We start from the raw sequence: 22195 nt of genomic DNA on the forward strand, positions 1-22195 counted from the left end.
GGCCACCGGACGCCGGCAACGGCTCAGCCGGGCAGTGGGGCCTCGTCGCCACGGTTACGGCGTGGGGACACCAGCCGGCGCATGATCGGGGTGGCGTTCCACTTCGCCGCGCCGACCAGGTCGCGGGCGTGTTCGAGCACCGTGTAGTCGGGTCTCGCCCGGCCGGCGGCGAGCGCGGCGTCCAGGTCGTTGCCGCAGCGCGTCAGCACGCTGTCGAAGTCGCGGCGGACCGGCTCCAGCAGGTGGTAGCCGAACGAGCGGTGCAGCCGGGAGAAGAGCGGCTTGTACAGCCGGGCCCGCTCGTGCAGCCCGGAGGAGTACGACATGGGGTTCTTCGGCCGACGCCGGATGTAGTCGGGCAGCACGTCGGCGAACGCCCGACGGACGATCCACTTCTCCTGGCCGTCACGCATCTTCAACTCGATCGGCAACCGCATCGCCAACTCGACGAGCGCGAGGTCGAGGAAGGGCACCCGGGCCTCGACACCGAAGGCCATGCTGGTCCGGTCGACCCGCTGCAACTCGGTCCGACACAGGTTGCGGATCTTGTGCAGGAACAGTCTCCGGGACTCCTGCGGACCGACCTCGTGGTACATGGGGTAGCCACCGAACAGCTCGTCCGAGCCGTCGCCGGTGAGCACCACCTTGACGCCGAGTTCCCGCAGCCGCCGGAAGATCGGCACCGAGACGACCGCGTTGATGATGTCGCCGTACTCGGTCAGCTCGGAGATCCGGATCGCCTCCCGCACGTCGGCCAGCCGGATGTCGCGCGGGCGCAGTTCCACCACCTCGTGCGCGACGCCGAGATCCTTCGCCAGCCGCCGTGCGTACGCCAGGTCCGGGCTCTCCGGCACCCCGACGGTGACCGCGACGCAGTCCGGGTGCAGTTGCGCCGCGTGCAGCAGCGCCAGGGAGCTGTCCAGGCCCCCGGAGAGCACCACACCGACCGTGAGGTCGGTGTCCAATCGCACCCGGAGGCTGTCGGTGAGGGCGGCACGGACGAGCAGGGCGGCCTCGTCCGGGTCCGCCACCACCGGCCGGCCCGCACCGAGGGCGAGCAGATCCACGTACGGTCGTAGCTGAACCCGACCGTCGACGTCGGCCCAGCCATGGTGCCCCGGCGGCACCTCGGCCACCGGCGCGCCCAGCCGGACCAGCGCCTTGATCTCACTGGCGAGGTGCAGGCAGCCCGGTGTCCGCGCCCAGTACAGCGGCTTGACCCCGAGCGGATCCCGGACCAGGTACGCGCGCCCGGTGGCCCGTTCCACCACGACGAAGGCGTACTCGCCGCGCAACCGGGTCACCATCCGCTCGCCCCAGTGTTCGAACGCGGCGAGCACCACCTCGGTGTCGCTGGCACTGCGGAACCGGTGGCCGAGAGCGGTCAGCTCGGTCCGCAGCTCGTGGTGGTTGAAGACCTCGCCGTTGTAACAGAGCAGCCAACGCTCGTCGGCGGAGACCCAGGGCTGCACCGCGCGCTCCCGGTCCACCACCCGCAGCCGCCGCGTTCCGGCGAGCAGTCCGCTCTCGTGCCGGGTCTCGGTCACCTCGCCCCGCGGCGCGAGCGTGCCGAGCATCCGCCGGAAGATGGCCGGATCGGCCTCCGGGCCGATGCTGAGCATGATCCCGCACATCCTCAGATCCCCATCTCGGCCTCGTACGCGCGGCGCAACCGCAGCGCCGCCGACGGCGCGAGGCAGATGTGCCACGCCTGCCCCTCGTCGACCACGTTGATCTCGCCGGCCCGCTGCCGGTTCAGCAGCAGCCCGGCCAGGGTCTCGCGCACGCCGAAGCGGCGGTACCAGTCCATCTCCACGTCCACCGCCCAGCCCAGGCAGTGGCCGCTGGGCACCATCGCGGCGTACCCGAGGCGCCGCAACCGGTACTGGTGTTCGGCGCTGCGGACCAGGCTGGTCACCCACAGCGGCGGGACGCCCGCCGGGGTGGCGGCGGCGAACTCCCGCCCGATGTCGTTGAGCAGCGCGATCACCTCGCGGCGGGCCCGGCGGAACAACAGCCCGGCGGTACGCGGTGTGGCGTCGGGCAGCACCCGGCGACGTAGTGCTCGCACGCCCCGGCCGACGATCGTGCGGGGCTGCTCGGTGTACTGGAAGCGCAGCAGGCCCCGGCGCCGCAGCCATTCCAGGTCCACCAGCTCGGTGCTGTGGTTCACCTGCGTGTCGGTGAGGAACGTGGCGGCGTCGCGCCACCACATCACGTCGATCCGAGACAGCAGGTAGATCCGCACGAGGGTGGCCAGGTCGGCGGCGGAGCTGCGCTCGTTCGGCTGGTAGCGGGCCATCTCCAGCAGCAGGGTCTCGCGGGCTCCGATCAGGCCCTGGGAGGTGGCGTCGAGCACCCGCACGATGGCCGGCTCCCGTAGTCGCTGGTCGATCAGCACCTGACGGGCTTTCGCGCTGCCCTCTCCGGCCAGCGCGCTCACCTCGACCAGCAGCTCGGCCACGGCGTCGCGGTAGGCCGCCAGGTCGGGCGGGGCCGCGCTGAGCGGGCGCACGACGCCCCGGGGGCGACGGCGAGCCGGAGTGACGGCAGGACCGGGCCGGTGTCCCGGGCTTCGGCTGGGCACTCGCATGATCGGTCCTCTCTGCCGCCGCGATGATCGCTCGTAACAGAAAGTAACGTCACCGATCCGGATGAGTACGAGCAATACTCCCGTATCCCCCTAAGGCGTGGCAGAGCACGCCGACGGGCGGGCACCGCCTCGGCGTCGGACAGAACGGACCCGACCAACCACAGGCATGTACCATCCGGTACATGACCGTGCCGCGCCGGTGCGGCCGATCGACAGGAGGCCCGGTCGATGCCGACCATCACCCTGACCGCCGGGACGATCGACTACACCGACACCGGCGGTGACGGACCGGTGCTGGTGCTGCTGCACGGGGTGAACATGGACGCGAGCCTGTGGCGTCGGGTCGTCGCCGAGCTCGGTCCCACCGTGCGCTGCGTCTGTCCCACGCTGCCGCTCGGCAGCCACCGGCGACCGATGGCCCGACCGGAGCTGGTCACCCATCGCGGCGTCGCCGCGCTCGTGGGAGAACTGCTCGACGCGCTGGACCTGCGCGAGGTGACCCTGGTCGCCAACGACTGGGGTGGCGTGCAGTTCCTCGTGGCCGACGGTCCGACCGACCGGATCGCCGCTCTGGCGCTGGTCGCCTGCGAGGCGTTCGACAACTTCCCACCGGGAAGACCCGGCAAGGCGGTGGCGATGAGCGCGCGACTGCCCGGTGCGCTCTGGCTGTCGATGCACCTGCAACGGTTCGGCTGGTTCCGCCGCGCCCCCGGTGCCTGGGGATGGATGAGCAAGTACCCGATTCCCGACGAGGTGATGGACGCCTGGTTCCGGCCCGCGCAGCAGGACCGGGCGATCCGACGGGACCTGCGCACCTTCGCGCTGTCCACCCCGTCGAAGGTGGAACTGCGGGCCCTGACGCGCCGGATGGCGTCGTTCGACCGGCCGGTCCTCGTGGTCTGGGCCCGCGAGGACAGGCTCATGCCCCGGTCGCACGGGCCTCGGCTGGCGGCGCTGTTTCGGCAGGGCCGGCTGGTCGAGATCGACGACAGTTACACGCTGATCCCCGAGGACCAGCCTCGCCGGCTCGCGGCGGAACTCGCCCGGTTCGTCACCACCGAGCTGCCCCGCCCGCGCCGCTGAGCCCGCCCGCGACCGAACGCGTCACCGGGTCACCGGCCGCGGCGAGAGGTCACCCGCCTCGGCTGGTCGGACGCGTGGACTTTAGGAAGGCCGCCATGGTGGCGTCGGCTGTGGCCCGGTCACCGGTGAGCGCCAACTCGAACAGCACGCCCCGGGTCATCGCCATCGCCATCCGCGCCTGCGTCCGTGCCCGCCCGGGCGGGTGGCCCACCCGCTCGAAGAACCGACCGAGCCGGTCGGTCCAGACGGCGATCCAGGTGCGCAGCGCACCGGCCCACCCGTGCCCCTGCATCGCCGCCGCCGACATCTCGAAGAACAGCGGCGCGAAGGCCCGGTCGTCGGCGAGCCGGACCCAGAACCGCCAGGCACCGTCGTACGGATCGTCCATCGCCTCGCGGAGCAGCGATTCGAGCAGTTCCTGCTGGGTCCGCCAGACGGCCTCGACCATCGCGGTGAGCAGCCCCTCCCGGGAGCCGAAGTGGTAGATCAACATCCGGTGGCTGGTGCCGATCTCCGCGGCGAGCGTACGCAGGCTCGTGTCGCCGACGCCGTTGGCCGCGAAGTACGCGATCACCCGCCGCAGGAGAGCCTCCTGCGGACCGCCGGCCGGCACCGTGACTGTCACCACCCGATGCTAGGTCAGCGCCGATCCACCGCTCCGGACCAGCACCGGCGGGCTGGTCACAACCAGCCGTTGTCCCGCGCGATCCGTAGCGCCTCCGCCCGGCTTCCCGCGTCGAGCTTCTGCACCGCCAGGGCCAGGTAGTTGCGCACCGTCCCGGGCGACAGGTGCGCCCGCCGGGCGATCGCGGCGACCGGGGCGTCGTCGCCGGAGAGCCGCAGCGTCTCCAGTTCCCGCGGGGTCAGCGGGCAGGGCGGAATGGTGAGCGCGTCGGCGGCGAGAGCCGGGTCCACGTACCGGCCGCCCGCATGCACCCGACGGATCACGTCTGCCAGCGCGCCACCCGGCGCACCCTTGGGCAGGTAGCCCCGGGCGCCCGCGCCGAGCGCCCGGGTCAGGTGCGCCGGCCGGCCCTGGCCGGTGAGGATGACCACCGCACACGCCGGTAGCGCCCGGGCCAGCTCGGTGGCGACCTGGAACCCGTCCCGCCGGGGCATGGTCAGGTCGATCACCGCCACGTCGGGTCGATGGGCGAGAGCGGCGGTCACCGCCGCCTCTCCGTCGGCCGCCTGGGCGACAACCGACAGATCCTCTTCGAGATCGAGCAGCGCGGCGAGAGCGGTGCGGATCAGCTCCTCGTCGTCGGCCAGCAGGACCCGGATCATGCGACGGTCGGTACGGTCGCCTCGACGGTGAACACACCGTCTGCGCACCGGGTACGCAACTGCCCACCGGTGCCGGTCAGTCGCTCGGCCAGCCCGCGGAGCCCGTGGCTGTGCCGGTCCGACGTCGCCGTGTCGGGCGCACCGTCGTTGGTCACGATCATCCGCGTCACCTGGTCCTCCTGAGTGAACTCGATCCGGCACCAGCCCGCCCGGCTGTGTCTGAGCACATTGGTGCCGGCCTCCCGAAGCACCGCCGCGAGCTGGGTCGCCACCTCCGACGGCAGCTCACCGGCGGGTGGTACGACGGTGCACCGCACCCCGGACGAGCGCAGCACCTCCGCCACGGCGGTGAGCTGCTCGGTCAGGTCGATCCGACGGTAGCCGTGCACCGTACGACGCAGCTCGCTGAGGGCGGTGGCGGCCAACCGCTGCGCCTCGCCCGCCGCCCGGCCCGCGCGCACCGGGTCGTCCGACGCGAGCCGGGCGGCCAGCTCGGACTTGAGGGCGATCACGGTCAGGTGATGTCCGAGCAGGTCGTGCACGTCGGCGGCGAAGCGCAACCGCTCCTGCGCGGCGACCAGCCGGGTCTGCGCCGCCCGTCCCTGTTCGGCCTGCACCAGCAGCCGCCAGAACCAGACCTGGAAGCCGTTCACCAGCGCGATGCCGACGCCGACAGAGCCGGTGAGCAGCGCCGAGCGGCCGACGGACGTGCCGGTGAACACGGCCACCGCCCCGGACATCGCCACGATGGCCAACGCCGCCGGCAGTACCGACCGTAGCGGTGCGAGCAACGCGAGCCCGCCGACGACCGCCGCGCCCAGCCACGCCCAGGTGGGCCACGCGGCACCGGCGACCGGCGCGACGAGCGGCACGCTGAGCACCGCCACCGCGGCGTACCCGGCCAGCAACCACCGGCGCAGCCGGACGGGCGGCGCCGGGGTGACCGCCGCGTACAGCGCCACCGCCAGCACCAGCGCGAACGCGGACAGCCCCACCGTGCCCGCCGCCGCCCGCCAGGCGTCCGGTTCCCTGGTCAGCCCGACCGCCGGCAGGAGCAGGGTGGCGGCCATACCCGAGGTGAGCGACGCCAGGGTCGCGGCCCGGGCGCGGGACAGCGTCCGCCCGCCGCCCGCAAGCAACACCTCGGTCACCACGGTCGCCAGGGTAGAGCGCTGCGCCGCAGCGGTGGACCCGCCGGTCCGCCCGGGTCTGCCGGGCGTTCCACCCGGCCGACCGGTGACATCTCGGGGATGGTTGCCCCGCACCGCCGCCACCAGGCTCGGTGACATGGCAGAGCTCAGCACCGCGGCGACATCGACGATCCCTGAATCCGACTCCTTCGAGACCACGGCGTCCCGGCGACCGACCGGGCCGGGTCGTGCCGCGCGGTTGCGGCCGCTGGCCCGGCACCTGCTGGAGATGGTGCTGGCCATGGTGGCCGGCATGCTGTGCTCGGTCCGGCGCGAGCCGCCCTCGGCACGGTGCTCGGGCTCGCCCCAGCGTCCCCGGGGGCCGGTGCGCTGCTCATGGCCACCGACATGAGCATCGGCATGGCCGCGTGGATGGTGTACCGAGGGCACTCCCCCGCCGCGATCGGCGAGATGGTGCTGGCCATGTACGCGCCGGTGCTGCTCCTGCTGGTCGGTCACCGGGCCGGACTGCTCGACGCGGACCTCCTGCTGGTCGGCGCACACCTGTTGATGGTGCCGGCGATGACGGCGGCGATGCTACGACGACCCACCGAGTACGCCCGGCACCCGAACGGCCGACCTGCCGCTGGGCACCCGCTGGCACGGGTGCTGGCGCACCGCTGGCCCGCGGGGCTGGCGTTGCTGCTCACCGCCGACAACTGGGCCTCGCCGACCCTGCTGGGCGCGTACACGCTGCTGGTGCTGCCGGTGGGCTACCTGGTCATCGGGACGGTCCGCCGCCAGTGGGGGGTGCCCGGCAACCTCCGGCTCCAACTCGCCGGCCTGGCGGGCTGGTCCGCCCTGGCCCTGGTCGCCGTGCTGGCGGGCGGCACGGTGGGGCACTGGCTCGTGGCGCTCGGTTGGTTGGCCCACGCCGGCTGGGACCTGCTCCATCACCGCGCCCGGCAGGTGGTGCCGCGAGCCTACGCCGAGTGCTGTGCGGTGATCGACGCCGTGTTGGGCATCACCATCATGCTCGCGCTGCTCACCGGGTGACGGGGACCGGGCGGGTGCGCGGGGCCGCCGTCGGCGGCCCCGCGCACATCTTCGGGTGGTCGCCGCAGCGGACCGGTGGGCGTGATGAAAGGCTTGACCCATGAGTTCCACGTCCGTACTGCCCGACCCGTCCGCCGAGCCGCCCGCCTTCACGGAACTCGGCCTCCGGCCCGAACTGCTCGCCGCGCTCGCCGGGCTCGGGTACGAGGAGCCCACGCCGATCCAACGGGAGGCGATCCCACCGCTGCTGAGCGGCCGGGATCTGCTCGGGCAGGCGGCGACGGGAACGGGCAAGACGGCGGCGTTCGCCCTGCCGCTGTTGCAGCGGATGCCCGACGACCGGGCGGGGGACGACCCGCACGCGCTGGTGCTGGTGCCGACCCGGGAACTCGCGGTGCAGGTCTCCGAGGCGTTCCACCGCTACGGCAAGGACCTCGGTGCGCGGGTGTTACCGATCTACGGTGGGCAGCCGATCGGTCGACAGTTGCGGGCGCTGGACGCCGGCATCGACGTCGTGGTGGCCACTCCCGGTCGCGCTCTGGACCACATCGCCCGGGGCACGCTGCGGCTGGGCAATCTCGCCACGGTCGTGCTGGACGAGGCCGACGAGATGCTCGACATGGGCTTCGCCGAGGACATCGAGGCGATCCTGGAACACACCCCCGAGCAGCGGCAGACGGTGCTGTTCTCGGCCACCATGCCGGCGCGTATCGACGGGATGGCCCGAGCGCACCTGACCGATCCGGTGCGCATCCTGATCGCCCGCGAGCAGCCGGTGGCCGGTGAGGCGCCCCGGGTACGGCAGAGCGCGTACCTGGTGGCGCGGGCGCACAAACCAGCGGCGCTGGGGCGGGTGCTGGACGTCGAGTCGCCCACCGCGGCGATCGTGTTCTGTCGCAGCCGGGAGGAGGTGGACCGGCTCACCGAGACGATGAACGGTCGCGGTTACCGGGCGGAGGCGCTGCACGGCGGCATGAGCCAGGAGCAGCGGGACCGGGTGATGGGGCGGCTGCGCGCCGGCACCGCCGATCTGCTGGTCGCCACCGACGTGGCGGCCCGTGGGCTCGACGTCGAGCAGCTCAGCCACGTGGTCAACTTCGACGTGCCGTCGGCACCTGAGTCGTACGTGCACCGCATCGGTCGGGTGGGCCGAGCCGGCCGGGAGGGGGTGGCGATCACCCTGGCCGAGCCCCGGGAACACCGGATGCTCAAGACCATCGAGCGGGTCACCGGGCAGCGGATCACCATCGACAAGATCCCCACGGTCGCCGATCTTCGGACCCGTCGGCTGGAGCTGACCCAGGCCGCGCTGCGGGAAAGCCTGCTGGAGGACGACCTGGACCCATTCCGGGTGATCGTCGAGACGCTCAGCGACGAGTTCGACCTGATGGAGGTGGCGCTCGCCGCCGTGAAGCTGGCCCACGAGGCGACGCTGCCCGGTTCCGACGAGGCCGAGGAGGAGATCCCGCAGGTCGCGGTCCGCCCGCCTCGGGAGGGCCGGTCGGCGGGGTACGAGGGCCGGGGCGAGCGCCGACCGGCGCGGCCCCGCACCGCCGGCACCACCCAGGTCTTCATCGGGGTGGGCCGGCGGGCCGGGGTGCGCCCGCAGGATCTGGTGGGCGCGATCACCGGGGAGACCGGGGTCCGGGGCCGGGACATCGGCTCGATCGAGATCGCCGATCGATTCTCCCTGGTGGAGGTGCCTGTCACTGTCGCCGACGAGGTCATCGCCGGGCTGCGGGGAAGCACCATCAAGGGTCGCAAGGCCACCGTCCGCCGGGACCGCGACGAGCGCCGCTGACCGCAGCGCCGTCCGTTGCCGGTCACTGGGGCACGACGAGCCGTCGGCGGTCGCCGGAAGCGACCGCCGACGGCGAGGTCACCGCGCGGGATATACGGGTCGTGCTGTCAGCTGCCAGCACTCTCGTGGACGGTGGGGAAGGTGAGGTCCTTCCAGCTGCCCGGGGTCTTCGAGATCATTCCGATCTCCTTCATGAAACCGGCGATGTCCTGGAGACCGTGCGGTTCGGTCGTGTAGGTGATCGCCGGATTGGTGAGGTACTTCTCGAAGCTCTCCGGCGAGGTCTTTCCGCCGGAGTTCGTCGAGAGGTCGTTCGCCGCCGCGGCCGGGTTGTCCGCGAGCGCGCCGATCTGCTTCTCCAGGATCGAATAGAACTTCGTCGAGAACTCGGTGTTCTGCTCGTAGTACTCGTTCATCATGAACACGCCGTTGAACATGATCGGCCCGAAGAGGTCACTGCTCTTCAGGACGACGCGCATGCCCTGATCCTGCTCGTCGAACTGGAACGGCGGTGAGGTCAGGTGCCCGGCGATCTGGCCACTGACCAGATTCTGCAAGCCGTCCGGGTGAGACATCGGCACGATGTTGGTGTCGAGCGCCTTGGCGTCACCGAGCTGCGCCTGGGCTCCCTTGCGGAGGACCAGCGCCTGGATAGACGTCAACGAGGGCATTGCGATCTTGTCGGAGCCGGTGAAGTCACTGAGAGACTTGAGACGCTCGTCCTTGGCCATCAGCCACAGCTCCGCGTCGTTGAGTGAGGCGAGGTACCGCCAGTCGACGCCCTTGTCCCAGGCCAGAATCATCTGCGCCGCGCTACCCGCGCCGACCTGGATGTCGCCGGAGATCATGCCGTCCTGCACTGCGGCGCTGGACGACAACTCCGTCCACTCGAACGTTGTGTTGGGGAATTCCTTCTCCAGGGTGCCGCTCTGCTTGAGCAGGATGAGCGGAGCGTATGACAGGCCCGGCTGGTACGCGATGGTGACCTTGGCCGGCATACCGTCACTGGCCTGCTCGGTGGCTTCGTCCGAACCGCACGCGGTCGAGGTCAGCAGGAGCGCGGCAAGTGCGGCGACGGCGGTGAAACGGGATCGCCGAGCGGTTCGAGGCTTGGTTGAAGTCATGAAGTGAACCCCACCTTGTCTTGCTGGTAGTGGACGGGGGTGTGCGGTGGACAGTTGCGTTCCACCTGCGGTGGTGGTCACCGGAAGGCCGACGGGTCGGCGAGCCGGCTACGTCTTCATGCCCCATCGCACGACGGTACGCCGCTCGATGAGAATGAACACCATGTCAATCAGGAGACCGATGACAGCGATCGTCACCAGGCCGGCGAAAACGTCGGGGATGTCGAGGTAGTAACGGCTGTTGTTGATGAAGTAGCCGAGGCCGCCCCCACCGCCAGCAACGCCGAACACGAGTTCGGAGGCGACGATGGTGCGCCAGCCGAACGCCCAGGCGGTCTTCACCCCCGAGATGGTGTGCGGGAGAGCGGCGGGAAAGAGCACCTCGGAAATCATGCGCCAGCGCTTGAGGCCGATGTTGCGCCCCACCGCCAGAATCGTGCGGTTCGCCGTCCGAAAACCGGTATTGACATTGATGGCAATCGGCCAGATGACCGCGTTGGCGACCACGAAGACCAGCGCCGTTTCACTCAGCCCGAACCACAGGATAGCCAGCGGCAGCACAGCGATCGATGGCAATGGATTCAGCATCGAGGAGAAGACGACGAGCACGTCCTCCCCGAAACGCGTCCACACTGCGAGAGTGGTCAGCACGACCGCGATCAGACTGCCGAAGAGCATGCCGAGCAGCAGGACCCGCATCGTGGTGCCGGTCGATCGGAGCAGCTCGCCGTTCTGGAATCCGGCGACCAGGGCCTTGCCCACGTCCGCGGGCGAGGAGAACAGCAGGGGGTTGACGCCCGACACCGTGACGTAGAGCTGCCAACCGGTCAGCAGCAGGACGACAACGAGCACCCGTCGCAGCCATACCGGCATCGATCCCCACCGCCAGTCCCGCACCCGCCGCGGCGCGGCGTCGGTGGTGGTCGTCGGCGGCGCCGGAGTCCCCCCGGCCGGCGCGATCGTCTGTTGTTCAGTCGGTGAACTCAGCGACATCCTCGTCTGCCTCCTTACCATCCCGGTGCAGCAGGCTGCCCAAGTGTGTCCGCACGCTTCGGTACTGCTCTGAACCGACCACCTTCGCCTCCTCGGTGATCGTCACAACCTCGCGGACGACCGAGGGCGGGTCGGTCAGCACGACCACGCGATCGCCGAGGACGATGGCCTCTTCGATACTGTGGGTGACGAACAGGATGGTCACCCCGGTACGCTTCGCGATGGCGTTGAGTTCGGCCTGGAGGCGGGCGCGGGTGAGGGCGTCCAGGGCGCCGAACGGCTCGTCCATCAGCAGCATGACGGGCTCCAGCGCGAACGCACGCGCGATCGCCACCCGCTGCTTCATGCCACCCGAGAGCTGGTGCGGGTGGCGGTCGAGAGCACGGCTCAGCCCCATCATCTCCAGATAGCGACGAGCCTGTTGCTCCGCTTCGGCCTTTGTGCGGCCGTTGCGGCGCAACGGGTACGCCACGTTGTCCAGTACGTCACGCCAGGGAAACAGCTGGTCGAACTCCTGAAACACGACCGCGCGGTCCGGCCCGGGAGCGAGTGTGCGTCGCCCGGCGACGGTGATCGTGCCGTCGGCGAGGTCCAGGAATCCCGCGATGGTCTTGAGGAGGGTCGACTTTCCGCATCCGGACGGGCCGATCAACATGATCGTTTCGCCGGCGGCGACGTCGAAACTCACGTCTGCCACGGCTCGGGTGAAGGCGCCGTTGACCCGATAGCCGATCGACGCGTGAGACACGCGGAGCAGCGTGTCCGGTCGCTCGCCGGGGTGCGGCACGCTCCGTTCCGGCTCGGTACGCGGCGGGGACGGTTGAACCATGCAGGGACTCCCTTGGACTCGTCGGCTAGGCGACTGGCTCCGGTTGGTGGCCGTGGTGTTGGAACGGTCGGGTCCGTTCGTCGGCGCGCTGACACGCCAGTCGGGGCCGACCTGGACAGGTCTCGCGCCGCTTGCGTCCTAGCCGCAGGTTCCGCGGACGACGCCGTGCTGCGTCGGAGTCACCGACCGGACGGGCACGGGAGCGAGCCGGTCATGGCGATCCAACCTTCAGGGCACCTGACGCTCGCACGTCGCCCTGCATTTCGACAGGTCCAGTGGGGGTGGCGGGGATCGCGGCATCTGCTGTCTCCAAGCTGACTGTGTCCTGCAGCACAACAGTTAACTCGGCGGTCATAGTGACGTCCAAGACGCTGCATCGATCCAACCGATAGGTCGTGCCTATCGTTGCGGGGCTGACGCCCACCCGAGGGCGCTCACTCGTCCGTACGTCGGTGATGCAGAGCCGTCCGGCCGAGGAATCCTCGCCAGTAGGCGTCACCTATGTGATCCCTCGCGAACCGGCACTGGACCTATCGGCGTCAGCCTGGTTGCATGTCGGCAGGTCAGGAAGATCTGATCATGAACTTCGGCGAAAGGTGTGCGCGCATGACACACCGCAGGTTCACCATGGCTGTATCCGACGACGGCCGCCACCGACCACTGCGGCGTCGTAGCGGTGCCCGGCACTGACCGGCGATGGACGCCCGCCAGCTGCGCTACTTTCTCGCCGTCGTCGATGCCGAGGGCTTCGGCAAGGCCGCCGAACGGCTCTACATCGCGCAACCGTCACTGTCGCAGGCCATCGCCGGCCTCGAACGCGAGCTGGGCGTTGCCCTGTTCCACCGGGTCGGCCGCGGCGTGGTACTCAGCGACGCCGGCAAGCAACTGATCGGCCCGGCCCGACAGGTCATCCGGGACCTGGCCACGGCCCAGGCGACCATCGACGCCATCAAGGGAGTCGCCCGAGGCCGGGTCGAGATCACCTCGATGCCCTCCGCAGGCATCCAGCCGCTGGCACCGATCATGCAACGATTCGCCGCCGCCCATCCAGACGTCACCGTCAGTGTCAACGCCGCCTTCGTACCCGACGAGGTCATCGACGCCGTGCGGACCGGGGCCGTCGAGATCGGCCTGCTCGGTGCGCCTGACCTCGTCCGGGTCGCGGAGCTCGACATCGTGGCCCTGGAGGACCAGCCGCTGATGCTCTTCACCGCTCCCGGTGGCCCCTTTCACGGGCGTGACCATGTCACCGCCGACGATCTCGACGGTCACCGGCTCATCGCTTCGCAGCCCGGTTCCCTCATGCGGCAGCTCGTCGATCACATCCTGGCCCAGGGCAGCCAGGCCCGGCTGGTCGCCGAGGTCGCCCACCGTACGTCGATCCTGCCACTCGTCCTTGCCGGGGTGGCCGACGCGATCCTGCCCGCCGCCTGGAAAGATCTGGCCATCAGGGCTGGCGCTGACGTGCTGCCAATTCGCCCCACGGCGCATCTCCGGGTCGTCATGGTCAGTCGCCGCACCCAGCTGACGCCCGCCGCCCGAGCGTTCATCGACGTCGCCCAGGCGTACCGCGCCGAGAGACGTGATCGGCCGGTCGCCTGACAGACCGGATCGGCACCCGGGCCGGGCCTCGTCGGTCGCGTACCAAATCGACCCGACTCCGGTCCATCTCGCCGGAGCCAGTCCGATAGGCCCCACCTATGGGAGTGGTAGACCCAGCGTGTTGGACGCCGTACCGGGGCCAACCCAAGGTTGATGGGGCTACCGATCCGGCAGCCCATCGTGCAGCAGCAACCCCGGGAGGCACCGTGCCCACCAGCAGGACAACATGTCTTGTGGCACCGGACAAGTTCAAGGGCTCCCTGGACGCGACAGGGGTCGCGCAGGCTCTACGAGCCGGGCTGCAGGACGTACGTCCGGAACTCGACGTCGGATGCCGGCCGATGGCCGACGGTGGGGATGGCACACTCGCGGTCCTGACTGCCGCCGGCTTCGAGCGGATCCCGGTCACGGTCGACGGGCCAACCGGCTGCACCGTGCAGACAAGCTACGCGGCCCGTGACACGACCGCGGTGGTCGAACTCGCCAACACATGCGGGCTCAGCCGGCTACCCGACAACGTTCCCGCGCCGTTGGACGCCTCGTCGTACGGGCTCGGGCAGGTCGTCGCCGCAGCGGTGCGCAACGGCTGCCGGGAACTCGTCATCGGTCTGGGGGGCAGCGCCAGCACCGACGGCGGCGCCGGCCTGCTCCAGGCACTGGGCGCCCGGCTGCTCGACGGCGATCAGCGGGAGGTCCGGCGCGGTGGTCGCTGGCTCGCCGACGTCTCCTCCGTCGACCTGGACCCGGCCCGCGAACTGCTCCAGGGCGTCTCCGTGACGGTGGCCGCCGACGTGGACAACCCGTTGCTCGGTGCCCGGGGCGCAGCCGCGACGTACGGTCCGCAGAAGGGTGCCGACCCCGCGCAGGTCCACCACCTCGAACACGCCCTGACCCGGTGGGCGACCGTGGTGGAGCAGAGCACCGGTACGCGACTGGCCTCGTCGCCCTCGGCCGGCGCCGCCGGTGGGGTCGGATTCGCCGCCCTGGCCCTCGGCGCGAGCGTCCGCTCGGGTATCGAGCTTCTCCTGGAGTTGACCGACTTCGCCCCGGCCCTGGCCACCGCACGGCTCGTGATCACCGGCGAGGGTCAGCTCGACCGGCAGAGCCTCGCCGGCAAGGCTCCCGTCGGGGTGGCCGCCGCGGCACGCTCCGCGGGTGTGCCGGTCGTCGCGGTGGCCGGTCAGTCGACGCTCGACGCCGCCGAACTCGCCGCCGCCGGCTTCGCCGGTGTCTACCTGCTCACCAGCGTCGAACCGGACGTCCACCGATGCCAGTCGAACGCCGCCGAGCTGCTCACCGAGATCGGACGACGGATCGCTCGGGACCATCTCACCGGGTGACGTCGGCGGGCGGTGCTGTAGCTGCGAGCGTCGCGGCTGATCAGGCGCGACGCGACGACTCATAGGAGCGCGCTATCGCGTCCAGAGGACACCGGTCTTGGACGTGGCGGCGATCACATTGGTTGAGTGAGTCGATCTCAGCCCCACCCGCGAGCACCCTCACCTTCCCCGTCCCTACTCCGTGCCTGCACCAGGCAATGAGGAGAAGCAATGAAACGAAGGTTGTTCCTCGCCTCGGCCACCGCGGTGTCCGGCGTCGCCATCGGTTCGACAGTCGCCGCCGCCCCGGGTTTCGCCTCCCACCTCGGTACCAGTTGGGCACCGCTGAAGGGCGGCAGACGCCTCTCGGATGCCGGCATCGCCGCCCGGTTGCGGCTGTTCGGCCCGGAGAACGTCGATCCTCGGACCGGCGCCTTTCCCCAGGAACGCGTCATCACATCCTGGCTGTCCAACTCGTCGTTCGCCGTGGCGGTCGGCGGACGGCTCGTCTACCTCGACACGTTCATCAGCCGGCTGGAGGTGGAACGGGGCCGGACGCCGCTGGTGATCGCCGACCTCATCGATGCCCGCCCGGACGCCATCCTGCTCGGTCATGGGCATGGCGACCACGCCGACAACGCGGCGTACATCGCGGCGATGACCGGGGCGACGATCTACGCCTCGGAGGAGACCTGTGCCGTGCTGGCCGCCGACTTCGCCCGGCTGAAGGCTGACCCGCTGGTCAACGCTGATCAGAAGACCCGGATCCCCGCCGACGCCGTCCTCCGGACCGTGCCGGTCACCAGCGCCGACTCCGTTCCCGGCACCGAGATGATCCGGCTCGACGTGCTCGAACCCTACGCCCAGGTGGTGGCCTTCCGGCACCTGCACTCGGTCGCGGTGCCGCAGGACCCGCAGTACCCGCCACCGCGTACCGAGATCCTCGTCGACCCGCGCGACGCGGCGCTCTTCCCGTCCGGCACATCCCTCACTCCGGGTTCCAGCCCGCAGCCCGGGCAGATGAACCTGCGTACCGGCGGAGGCTCCGGCGGCACCGTGAGCATCTACTTCCACATCACCCTGCGGCACGGCAGCAACTTCAGCTTCGGGTGGCAGAACACCGCGGGTGCCCTGAAGGAGGGCATCGGCAACGGCTGGTCCGGCACTCCCGAGGACGGCGAGCGCATCCGTGGCCGCCTCGCGTCGCTTCCCCAGACCGACCTGCACCTGGCGACCGCGTCGACGGCGAACTACACCAACAACGGCCTGCGCGACCTCATCCACTACCAGTCGGTCCTGCACCCACGCATCTTCGTGCCGAACCATCTGACCTCGGGCACCCGGACGCGGGAAGGCTGCTCCCTGGCCGTGTACGCCGGCTACCTGGAACAGATGGACCTCATGGAGGTGCCGGACGCCGACCGGCCGCACGTGCGGTGGGTCATCGACCCGGTCGACTATCTGCAGCCGCTCGCCTTCGACACCGACGACGACACGTGGCGCGATAAGAGCAAAAAGGACAGGATCAAGGCCCTGGACCGGATCAAGCTGGGCCGGCCCCGCGCGGTCAAGGCGTTCGTGGGTAAGCAGCGCATGAAGGCCGGCGAGCACACCCACAGCTGCGAGGTGTAGTGCGGCGGGATTCATAGGCTGCGCCAATGCAACCGATCGGATAGCGGTGTTGGACGCCTATGGAACATCCGGGTTCACTGATTTGTGCCTACCAACTGCCACGAGGCCGGAGTTGCCATGAGCAATCAGCACCGTTTCCGTATCGCCGCCATTCCCGCCGACGGTGTCGGTCGCGAGGTAGTCGCCGCTGGACGGGACGTCCTCGACGCGCTGGAAGCGCGCTCCGGTGGCCGTTTCGGATTCCACTGGGAGGAGTTCCCGTGGGGCTCGGACTACTATGCCGAGCACGGAGTCATGATGCCCGATGACGGTCTGGAAAAGTTGCGCAACTTCGACGCCATCTATTTCGGCGCCGTAGGGTGGCCCACCGTGGCTGACCACATCAGCCTGTGGGGTCTCCGCCTGCGCATCTGCCAAGGCTTCGATCATTGGGCGAATGTGCGGCCGGTGAACTTTCTGCCGGGCATCACCAGCCCGCTGCGCAAGGCCGACACCGTCGAACTCGATTGGGTCGTCGTACGCGAGAACACCGAGGGCGAATACGCCGGCCTTGGCGGACGCAACCTCTCCGCCCGCGGTGCGGGCGGAGAGGTTGCCGTCCAGTCTGCCCTGTTCACCGAGGTCGGGTGCGAACGGATCATGCGGTTCGCGTTCGATCTTGCCCGGACCAGGACCCGCAAGAAAGTGGCCAGCGTCACCAAGAGCAACGCACAGCAGTACGGCATGGTCCTCTGGGACGACACATTCCGGAGGGTTGCCGCCGATTATCCGGACGTCGAGACCGAGAGTGTTCTGGTGGATGCTATGGCGGCAAAGTTCGTCCTGCACCCCGAGGACCTCTCGGTGGTCGTCGCATCCAACCTGAATGCGGATATCCTCTCTGATCTCGGCAGCGCCTTGGCGGGCAGCCTCGGCCTCGCCCCGAGCGCCAACCTCAATCCCGAACGTCGGTATCCGAGCATGTTCGAGCCGGTGCACGGGTCCGCACCCGACATCGCTGGAATGGGAATCTGCAACCCCATCGGCGCCATCGGCAGCGCCGCCATGATGCTGACCCATCTCGGCCTGCCCGACGAGGCAAAGAAGATAAACGCCGCCATCGAGGCAACGACCGCGCAGGGTCTACTGACGCGGGATATTGGCGGCAACGCCAGCACCAAGGCCGTCACCGAGGCCATCATCAAGAATCTGCCGGACTGATCGCCGTACTCCGCCGCACAATCCCCGTGGGGGCCTGGACCGACCTGCCCAGGCCCCCACGGGTGTGTCTCAGGCTGCGGTCAGACGCTGACCATCGCCGCCGAGCGACACCGCGTCGATGTCCACCGGGCGCAGCGCCAGCGCGAGGACGTCGGCGACATCGGCCAGGGTGTGCACGGTCAGCGCCTCGCGAACCTCGGTCGGCAGGTCGTCCAGGTCCGGTTCGTTGCGGGCCGGGATGATCACCTCGGTCAGTCCGGCCCGGTGCGCGGCGAGGAGCTTCTGCTTCACGCCGCCGATGGGCAGCACCCGCCCGGAGAGAGTCACCTCGCCGGTCATCCCGAACTCGGGACGTACCGGTCGGCCGCTGGCCAGCGACGCCAGGGCGGTGACCATCGTGATGCCGGCGCTGGGACCGTCCTTGGGCACCGCGCCCGCCGGGACGTGCAGGTGGATCCGCCGCCCGGCGAGGGCGTTCGGGTCCAGGCCGAGGCGACGGCCGTTGGCGCGCAGGTAGGACAGGGCGATGTGCGCCGACTCCTTCATCACGTCGCCGAGCTGGCCGGTGAGGGTCAGCCCCGGCTCGCCATCCATGCTGGTCGCCTCGATGAACAAGACGTCTCCCCCGGCACCGGTGACCGCCAGGCCGGTGGCCACGCCAGGTGTCGCGGTGCGTTCCGCCGATTCCGGCGTGTGCTTCGGCCGGCCGAGGTAGCGGACCAGGTCGTCGGCGCCGACGCGGGCGGGCGTCGGGTCGTCGGCCAGGGTCACGGCCACCTTCCGCATGATCTTCGCCAGGGTACGCTCCAGCTGCCGTACGCCGGCCTCCCGGGTGTACTCCCCCGCGATACGACCCAGCGCCGAGGGGTCCACGTCGACCTCGTCGGCGGTCAGCCCGGCCCGCTCCCGCTGCCGGGGCAGCAGGTGATCCCGGGCGATGGCCACCTTCTCGTCCTCGGTGTACCCGTCCAGGGTGACGAGCTCCATCCGGTCCAGCAGCGGCCCGGGGATGGCTTCCACCACGTTGGCGGTGGCCAGGAACAGCACATCGGACAGGTCGAGATCGACCTCCAGGTAGTGGTCCCGGAAGGTGTGGTTCTGCGCCGGGTCGAGCACCTCCAGCAGGGCCGCGGCCGGGTCGCCGGCGTACCCCACGGAGACCTTGTCCACCTCGTCGAGCAGCACCACCGGGTTCATCGAGCCCGCCTCGCGCAGCGCCCGCACGATCCGGCCGGGCAGCGCGCCCACGTAGGTGCGGCGGTGTCCCCGGATCTCCGCTTCGTCCCGGATGCCGCCGAGGGAGACCCGGACGAACGTCCGGCCGAGTGCCCGGGCGACCGACTCGCCGAGGCTGGTCTTGCCGACGCCGGGCGGGCCCGCGAGGGCCAGCACGGCACCGGAGCCGCGACCGCCGACCACCCCGAGGTCACGCTCGGCGCGCCGGTTGCGCACCGCCAGGTACTCCAGGATGCGGTCCTTGACGTCGGCCAGGCCGGCGTGGTCGGCGTCGAGCACGGCCCGCGCCGCGGCCAGGTCGGTGTTGTCCTCGGTACGCGTGCTCCACGGCATCTCCAGCACCGTGTCGAGCCAGGTACGGATCCAACCCGCCTCCGGGGAGGCGTCACTGGCCCGCTCCAGCTTGCCGACCTCGCGCAGCGCCGCCTCGCGTACCTTCTCGGGCAGGTCGGCGGCCTCGACGCGGGCCCGGTAGTCGGCCGATCCGTCCGGGGCGTCCTCGCCGAGTTCCTTGCGGATCGCGGCGAGCTGCTGCCGCAGCAGGAACTCCCGCTGCGACTTCTCCAACCCCTCGCGGACGTCGGAGTTGATCTGCTCAGTCACCTCCTGCTCGGCCAGGTGGTCCTTGACCCAGCCGACGAGCAGTTCCAGCCGGGCCGTGACGTCCGGCGCGGCCAGCAGTTCGGTCTTCTGCCCCGGGCTCAGCCAGGGGGCGTAGCCGGCCGCGTCGGCCAGTTCGGAGAGGTCGGTCATCCGTTCCATCGCGTCGATGACCTGCCACGCGCCCCGCTGCTGGAGCACGGAGGTCATCAACGCGCGGTATTCGCGGGCCAGTTCGCGGGCCCGACCAGCGGGTGCGGGTTCGTCGATCTCGGTCGCCTCGACCCACAGCGCGGCGCCGGGGCCGGGCACACCCGAGCCGATGCGGGCACGGGACAGGCCACGGATGACCGCGGCGGGTTCGCCGCTGGGCAGCCGCCCCACCTTCTCGATCGTGGCGATCGCGCCGACGGAGCCGTACTCGCCGTCCAGGCGGGGTACGGCGAGCAGCGTGCGGTCGCCGGTGGCCCGGGCAGCGTCGACCGCAGCCTGGGTGGTCGGGTCGAGGGTCACCGGGATGACCATGCCGGGCAGCAGCACGGCGTCGGTCAGTGGAAGTACCGGAAGAGTTGCCATCGAACACCTGCTATCGCGTTGGGTTGAGCGTGTATGGCTCAAGTCGCGGCTGGCCCAGGTTGTTCCTCGGTGTGACCCGGCACACGGCCCGCCGGCCGACGCGACGGAGTCGACCGGCGCGTCGGCCCGTGCCCACGCGGAGCAGATCCGAAATCGGGGATTCCGATGCCGCGCAAAACGCGAACCGCCGCCGGAAGCGCTTTTGTTGCGCAATTGGCGGATGATCAGTCAAACTTTGAGCACACCCCGCCAGACACAGGGAGTAATCGACGATGGCCAAACAAGTAATCACGGTGCTGACCGACGACCTCGACGGCGGAAAGGCCGACCGCACGGTCGAGTTCAGCCTGGATGGCGTGGCGTACACCATCGACGTTTCCGACGAGAACGCGGGTGTCCTGCGCAAAGCGCTGGATCCGTTTATCAATGCCGGCCGGCGGCTCGGCCGTGGCGCTGCCGACACGGGCCGTAACCCACGTCGTACCATCGGTTCAGGCACCCCGGGAATGAACCGCGAGCAGAACCGCGCCGTCCGCGAATGGGCGATCCAGAACGGCTACAAGATTTCCGAGCGGGGTCGCATCCCGGTCGAGGTGACCGAGGCGTACAAGAACCGCTGAGCAGCGAGAATGCCGCTCTGGAACGGTTTGGGTCGGGTATGACGCGGCCGGGGCCGGGTTACCACAGGGTTGCTCGGCTTTCCGACATGTGACGGGGCCGCCCGGAATTCCGGGCGGCCCCGCCGCGTGTTCGCTGTCAGTTGACCTGGATACGCACCGCGTCGAAGGCGGGGGTCTGGTTGGCCCGCTCCGACATCGGGATACGGTGCGAACCGTCACCGGCCCAGACCGCGCACTGCGCGATACCGGAGTCCGGCAGGCCCGGGATCTGGATGGTCACCTGGTCCGGCTCGGCACCGCCGCCACCGTCCTCGGTGGCGACGAAGAAGGCCGGCACCGGCTCGGGCGCGGGCGCCTCGTCGGTGTTGTTCAGCATCCGGCAGGCGGTGTGGAAGTGGCCACGGGTCAGGCCCTGCCCGTTGAGCAGCGAGCTCTCCAGGTAGTAGCCGCCCTGCCCGGCCGGCAGGAACCGGTCCCGGACGAGGTTGCGGGTGCTGACCTGGATCGAGAAGCCCTCGTTGCGGTCGATCTGCTGCGGGAAGTCGGTGATCAGCAGCGACGGGTTGTTGGCCGCGGCGCCGACCTCGCCGAAGGCGGTGCTGATGCAGCGGTTGCCGTTCTGGAATCCGTCGTGCGCCTGAAGCTGACTGTTGTCACAGTTGTTCGCCAGCACATCCAGGCCGTTGTTGTTACCGCCGCCGTCGTTGCCGCCGTTGTTACCGCCGCCGTTGTCACCACCGTTGTTGCCGCCGTTGTTGTTGTCGACCGGCTGCACCTGGCAGGTGGCGAGGTTGCCGAGGCCGCGCGGCCGGGGGCCGAAGCGGTCGATGGCGATCGTGATCCGGCCGAGGGTCGCCCGACGCTTGCTGGCCAGCGGGTTGAGGATGGCGTTACGGACGAACCCCTCACCCCTGTCGCCCTCCCGGGCGAGTCGCTCGTCGGCCTCGGTGATCTGGGTCTGCAACGCGTTCAGGTTGCGGTCGACCTCGGCGCGGGCCCGGTCGGGCACCTGCGGCAGTCGGCTGACCACGTCCGGACAGGCCACCGCGAGGGCACCGGTGGTCGCGCCGTCGGTGCCGTCGCGGGTCTCCTGGCACTCCTCGACGGTCTGCTGCCCGTCGCCCCAGTGGTTGACCACCCAGCGGCCGTTCTGCCACGTGCGAGTCGTGGTGGCGCCGCGAGCGGCCGGCGCGGTGGCGCCGGGACTGGGTGCCACACATTCGGCCGCCACCGGTCGCTGCTGCTGGTTTGACCGTCGGTCACCGGCCGACGAGATCTGGGTCACGGCGACGACGCCGCCGAAGACAGCGAGCGTGGCGCCAACGGCCAGAAGTCGCTTGGTCCGCGCGTTACCGGTTGGTCGGCGCGACCGGGTTGACCTGCGCATCGAATTGCTCTCCTTCTCGATCCGGTTCCTGATTCGTGACTCGACGGACCGAACGGAATCTTGGTGGCACGCTCGACGGTGACCGCCTGAACGTGCCGGTGGCACGTCGACGAACGACGATGCCCTT

18 protein-coding genes are annotated in these 22195 nt (G+C 70.2%); 8 read left to right on the forward strand and 10 right to left on the reverse strand.

The features are described from left to right. Nucleotides 1–23 precede the first annotated feature (23 nt). Together O3597_RS13520 and O3597_RS13525 are read right to left on the reverse strand one after the other, a co-directional pair. Nucleotides 24–1634 (reverse strand): asparagine synthase-related protein, encoded by a 1611-nt coding sequence (locus O3597_RS13520; RefSeq protein ID WP_164447323.1) that lies wholly within the window; start codon nt 1632–1634, stop codon nt 24–26. Between the two features lie 2 nt (nt 1635–1636). Further along, entirely contained in the window at nt 1637–2593 is a 957-nt protein-coding gene (locus O3597_RS13525) for a DUF5715 family protein (protein WP_281604362.1), read from the reverse strand. A gap of 228 nt (nt 2594–2821) precedes the next feature. On the opposite strand from O3597_RS13525, the gene O3597_RS13530 reads away from it, so the two are divergent. Continuing rightward, the gene (locus tag O3597_RS13530; protein WP_164447325.1) at nt 2822–3676 is read left to right on the forward strand and encodes an alpha/beta hydrolase; all 855 of its coding nucleotides are present in this window, start codon (nt 2822–2824) and stop codon (nt 3674–3676) included. A 49-nt stretch (nt 3677–3725) separates the two neighbouring features. Here O3597_RS13530 and O3597_RS13535 read toward each other — a convergent pair whose 3' ends face one another. From O3597_RS13535 to O3597_RS13545, 3 genes are read right to left on the reverse strand one after another with little or no spacing between them, the layout of a single operon-like run. Next, nucleotides 3726–4301, reverse strand: coding sequence for a TetR family transcriptional regulator (locus O3597_RS13535; RefSeq protein WP_281604363.1), 576 nt, complete (start codon nt 4299–4301; stop codon nt 3726–3728). A 56-nt stretch (nt 4302–4357) separates the two neighbouring features. Further along, nucleotides 4358–4963 (reverse strand): response regulator transcription factor, encoded by a 606-nt coding sequence (locus tag O3597_RS13540; protein ID WP_164447327.1) that lies wholly within the window; start codon nt 4961–4963, stop codon nt 4358–4360. Beyond that, nucleotides 4960–6396: a histidine kinase gene (locus O3597_RS13545; protein ID WP_281604364.1), complete on the reverse strand. Its 1437-nt coding sequence runs from the start codon at nt 6394–6396 to the stop codon at nt 4960–4962. Before O3597_RS13545 ends, O3597_RS13540 begins: the two co-directional genes overlap by 4 nt. 15 nt (nt 6397–6411) lie before the next feature. Between O3597_RS13545 and O3597_RS13550 the strand changes: the two genes are divergently transcribed. Then, nucleotides 6412–7149: a hypothetical protein gene (locus O3597_RS13550; RefSeq protein WP_281604365.1), complete on the forward strand. Its 738-nt coding sequence runs from the start codon at nt 6412–6414 to the stop codon at nt 7147–7149. Between the two features lie 100 nt (nt 7150–7249). After that, nucleotides 7250–8950: a DEAD/DEAH box helicase gene (locus O3597_RS13555; RefSeq protein ID WP_164447328.1), complete on the forward strand. Its 1701-nt coding sequence runs from the start codon at nt 7250–7252 to the stop codon at nt 8948–8950. Nucleotides 8951–9057: 107 nt separating this feature from the next. Here O3597_RS13555 and O3597_RS13560 read toward each other — a convergent pair whose 3' ends face one another. From O3597_RS13560 to O3597_RS13570, 3 genes are read right to left on the reverse strand one after another with little or no spacing between them, the layout of a single operon-like run. After that, nucleotides 9058–10155, reverse strand: coding sequence for an ABC transporter substrate-binding protein (locus tag O3597_RS13560; protein ID WP_164447329.1), 1098 nt, complete (start codon nt 10153–10155; stop codon nt 9058–9060). 27 nt (nt 10156–10182) lie between these two features. After that, the gene (locus O3597_RS13565) at nt 10183–11067 is read right to left on the reverse strand and encodes an ABC transporter permease (protein ID WP_164447330.1); all 885 of its coding nucleotides are present in this window, start codon (nt 11065–11067) and stop codon (nt 10183–10185) included. Further along, on the reverse strand, nt 11045–11815 hold the full coding sequence (locus O3597_RS13570) for an ABC transporter ATP-binding protein (RefSeq protein WP_208020872.1): 771 nt from the start codon (nt 11813–11815) through the stop codon (nt 11045–11047). Before O3597_RS13570 ends, O3597_RS13565 begins: the two co-directional genes overlap by 23 nt. A 777-nt stretch (nt 11816–12592) precedes the next feature. On the opposite strand from O3597_RS13570, the gene O3597_RS13575 reads away from it, so the two are divergent. The 4 genes from O3597_RS13575 to O3597_RS13590 all read left to right on the forward strand — a co-directional run bounded on the left by O3597_RS13575 (nt 12593) and on the right by O3597_RS13590 (nt 17649). Then, nucleotides 12593–13498, forward strand: coding sequence for a LysR family transcriptional regulator (locus O3597_RS13575; RefSeq protein ID WP_164447332.1), 906 nt, complete (start codon nt 12593–12595; stop codon nt 13496–13498). Between the two features lie 233 nt (nt 13499–13731). Next, nucleotides 13732–14838, forward strand: coding sequence for a glycerate kinase (locus O3597_RS13580; protein WP_208020873.1), 1107 nt, complete (start codon nt 13732–13734; stop codon nt 14836–14838). Nucleotides 14839–15048: 210 nt separating this feature from the next. Further along, the gene (locus O3597_RS13585) at nt 15049–16449 is read left to right on the forward strand and encodes a hypothetical protein (protein WP_281604366.1); all 1401 of its coding nucleotides are present in this window, start codon (nt 15049–15051) and stop codon (nt 16447–16449) included. A 117-nt stretch (nt 16450–16566) separates the two neighbouring features. After that, entirely contained in the window at nt 16567–17649 is a 1083-nt protein-coding gene (locus O3597_RS13590) for a tartrate dehydrogenase (protein ID WP_164447335.1), read from the forward strand. Between the two features lie 69 nt (nt 17650–17718). On the opposite strand, the gene lon is transcribed toward O3597_RS13590, so the two are convergent. Beyond that, on the reverse strand, nt 17719–20061 hold the full coding sequence (gene lon / locus O3597_RS13595; protein WP_281604367.1) for an endopeptidase La: 2343 nt from the start codon (nt 20059–20061) through the stop codon (nt 17719–17721). A 272-nt stretch (nt 20062–20333) separates the two neighbouring features. Here lon and O3597_RS13600 point away from each other — a divergent pair, with 272 nt between their 5' ends. After that, entirely contained in the window at nt 20334–20681 is a 348-nt protein-coding gene (locus tag O3597_RS13600; protein WP_164447337.1) for an Lsr2 family protein, read from the forward strand. Nucleotides 20682–20817: 136 nt separating this feature from the next. Here O3597_RS13600 and O3597_RS13605 read toward each other — a convergent pair whose 3' ends face one another. Further along, complete coding sequence (locus O3597_RS13605; RefSeq protein ID WP_164447338.1) at nt 20818–22068, reverse strand: hypothetical protein; 1251 nt, start codon at nt 22066–22068, stop codon at nt 20818–20820. Between the last annotated feature and the right edge of the window lie 127 nt (nt 22069–22195).

The sequence above is a fragment of the Verrucosispora sp. WMMA2044 genome (genome assembly GCF_027497155.1).
GTDB classification, from domain to species: Bacteria; Actinomycetota; Actinomycetes; order Mycobacteriales; family Micromonosporaceae; genus Micromonospora; species Micromonospora palythoicola.

What these genes read in the sequence shown, in the direction of transcription:
- O3597_RS13520 (WP_164447323.1), bottom strand. Translation starts at nt 1,634, where the DNA reads ATGTGCGGGATCATGCTCAGCATCGGCCCGGAGGCCGATCCGGCCATC.
- O3597_RS13525 (WP_281604362.1), bottom strand. Translation starts at nt 2,593, where the DNA reads ATGCGAGTGCCCAGCCGAAGCCCGGGACACCGGCCCGGTCCTGCCGTC.
- O3597_RS13530 (WP_164447325.1), top strand. Translation starts at nt 2,822, where the DNA reads ATGCCGACCATCACCCTGACCGCCGGGACGATCGACTACACCGACACC.
- O3597_RS13540 (WP_164447327.1), bottom strand. Translation starts at nt 4,963, where the DNA reads ATGATCCGGGTCCTGCTGGCCGACGACGAGGAGCTGATCCGCACCGCT.
- O3597_RS13545 (WP_281604364.1), bottom strand. Translation starts at nt 6,396, where the DNA reads ATGGCCAGCACCATCTCCAGCAGGTGCCGGGCCAGCGGCCGCAACCGC.
- O3597_RS13555 (WP_164447328.1), top strand. Translation starts at nt 7,250, where the DNA reads ATGAGTTCCACGTCCGTACTGCCCGACCCGTCCGCCGAGCCGCCCGCC.
- O3597_RS13565 (WP_164447330.1), bottom strand. Translation starts at nt 11,067, where the DNA reads ATGTCGCTGAGTTCACCGACTGAACAACAGACGATCGCGCCGGCCGGG.
- O3597_RS13575 (WP_164447332.1), top strand. Translation starts at nt 12,593, where the DNA reads ATGGACGCCCGCCAGCTGCGCTACTTTCTCGCCGTCGTCGATGCCGAG.
- O3597_RS13585 (WP_281604366.1), top strand. Translation starts at nt 15,049, where the DNA reads ATGAAACGAAGGTTGTTCCTCGCCTCGGCCACCGCGGTGTCCGGCGTC.
- O3597_RS13590 (WP_164447335.1), top strand. Translation starts at nt 16,567, where the DNA reads ATGAGCAATCAGCACCGTTTCCGTATCGCCGCCATTCCCGCCGACGGT.
- lon (WP_281604367.1), bottom strand. Translation starts at nt 20,061, where the DNA reads ATGGCAACTCTTCCGGTACTTCCACTGACCGACGCCGTGCTGCTGCCC.
- O3597_RS13600 (WP_164447337.1), top strand. Translation starts at nt 20,334, where the DNA reads ATGGCCAAACAAGTAATCACGGTGCTGACCGACGACCTCGACGGCGGA.
- O3597_RS13605 (WP_164447338.1), bottom strand. Translation starts at nt 22,068, where the DNA reads ATGCGCAGGTCAACCCGGTCGCGCCGACCAACCGGTAACGCGCGGACC.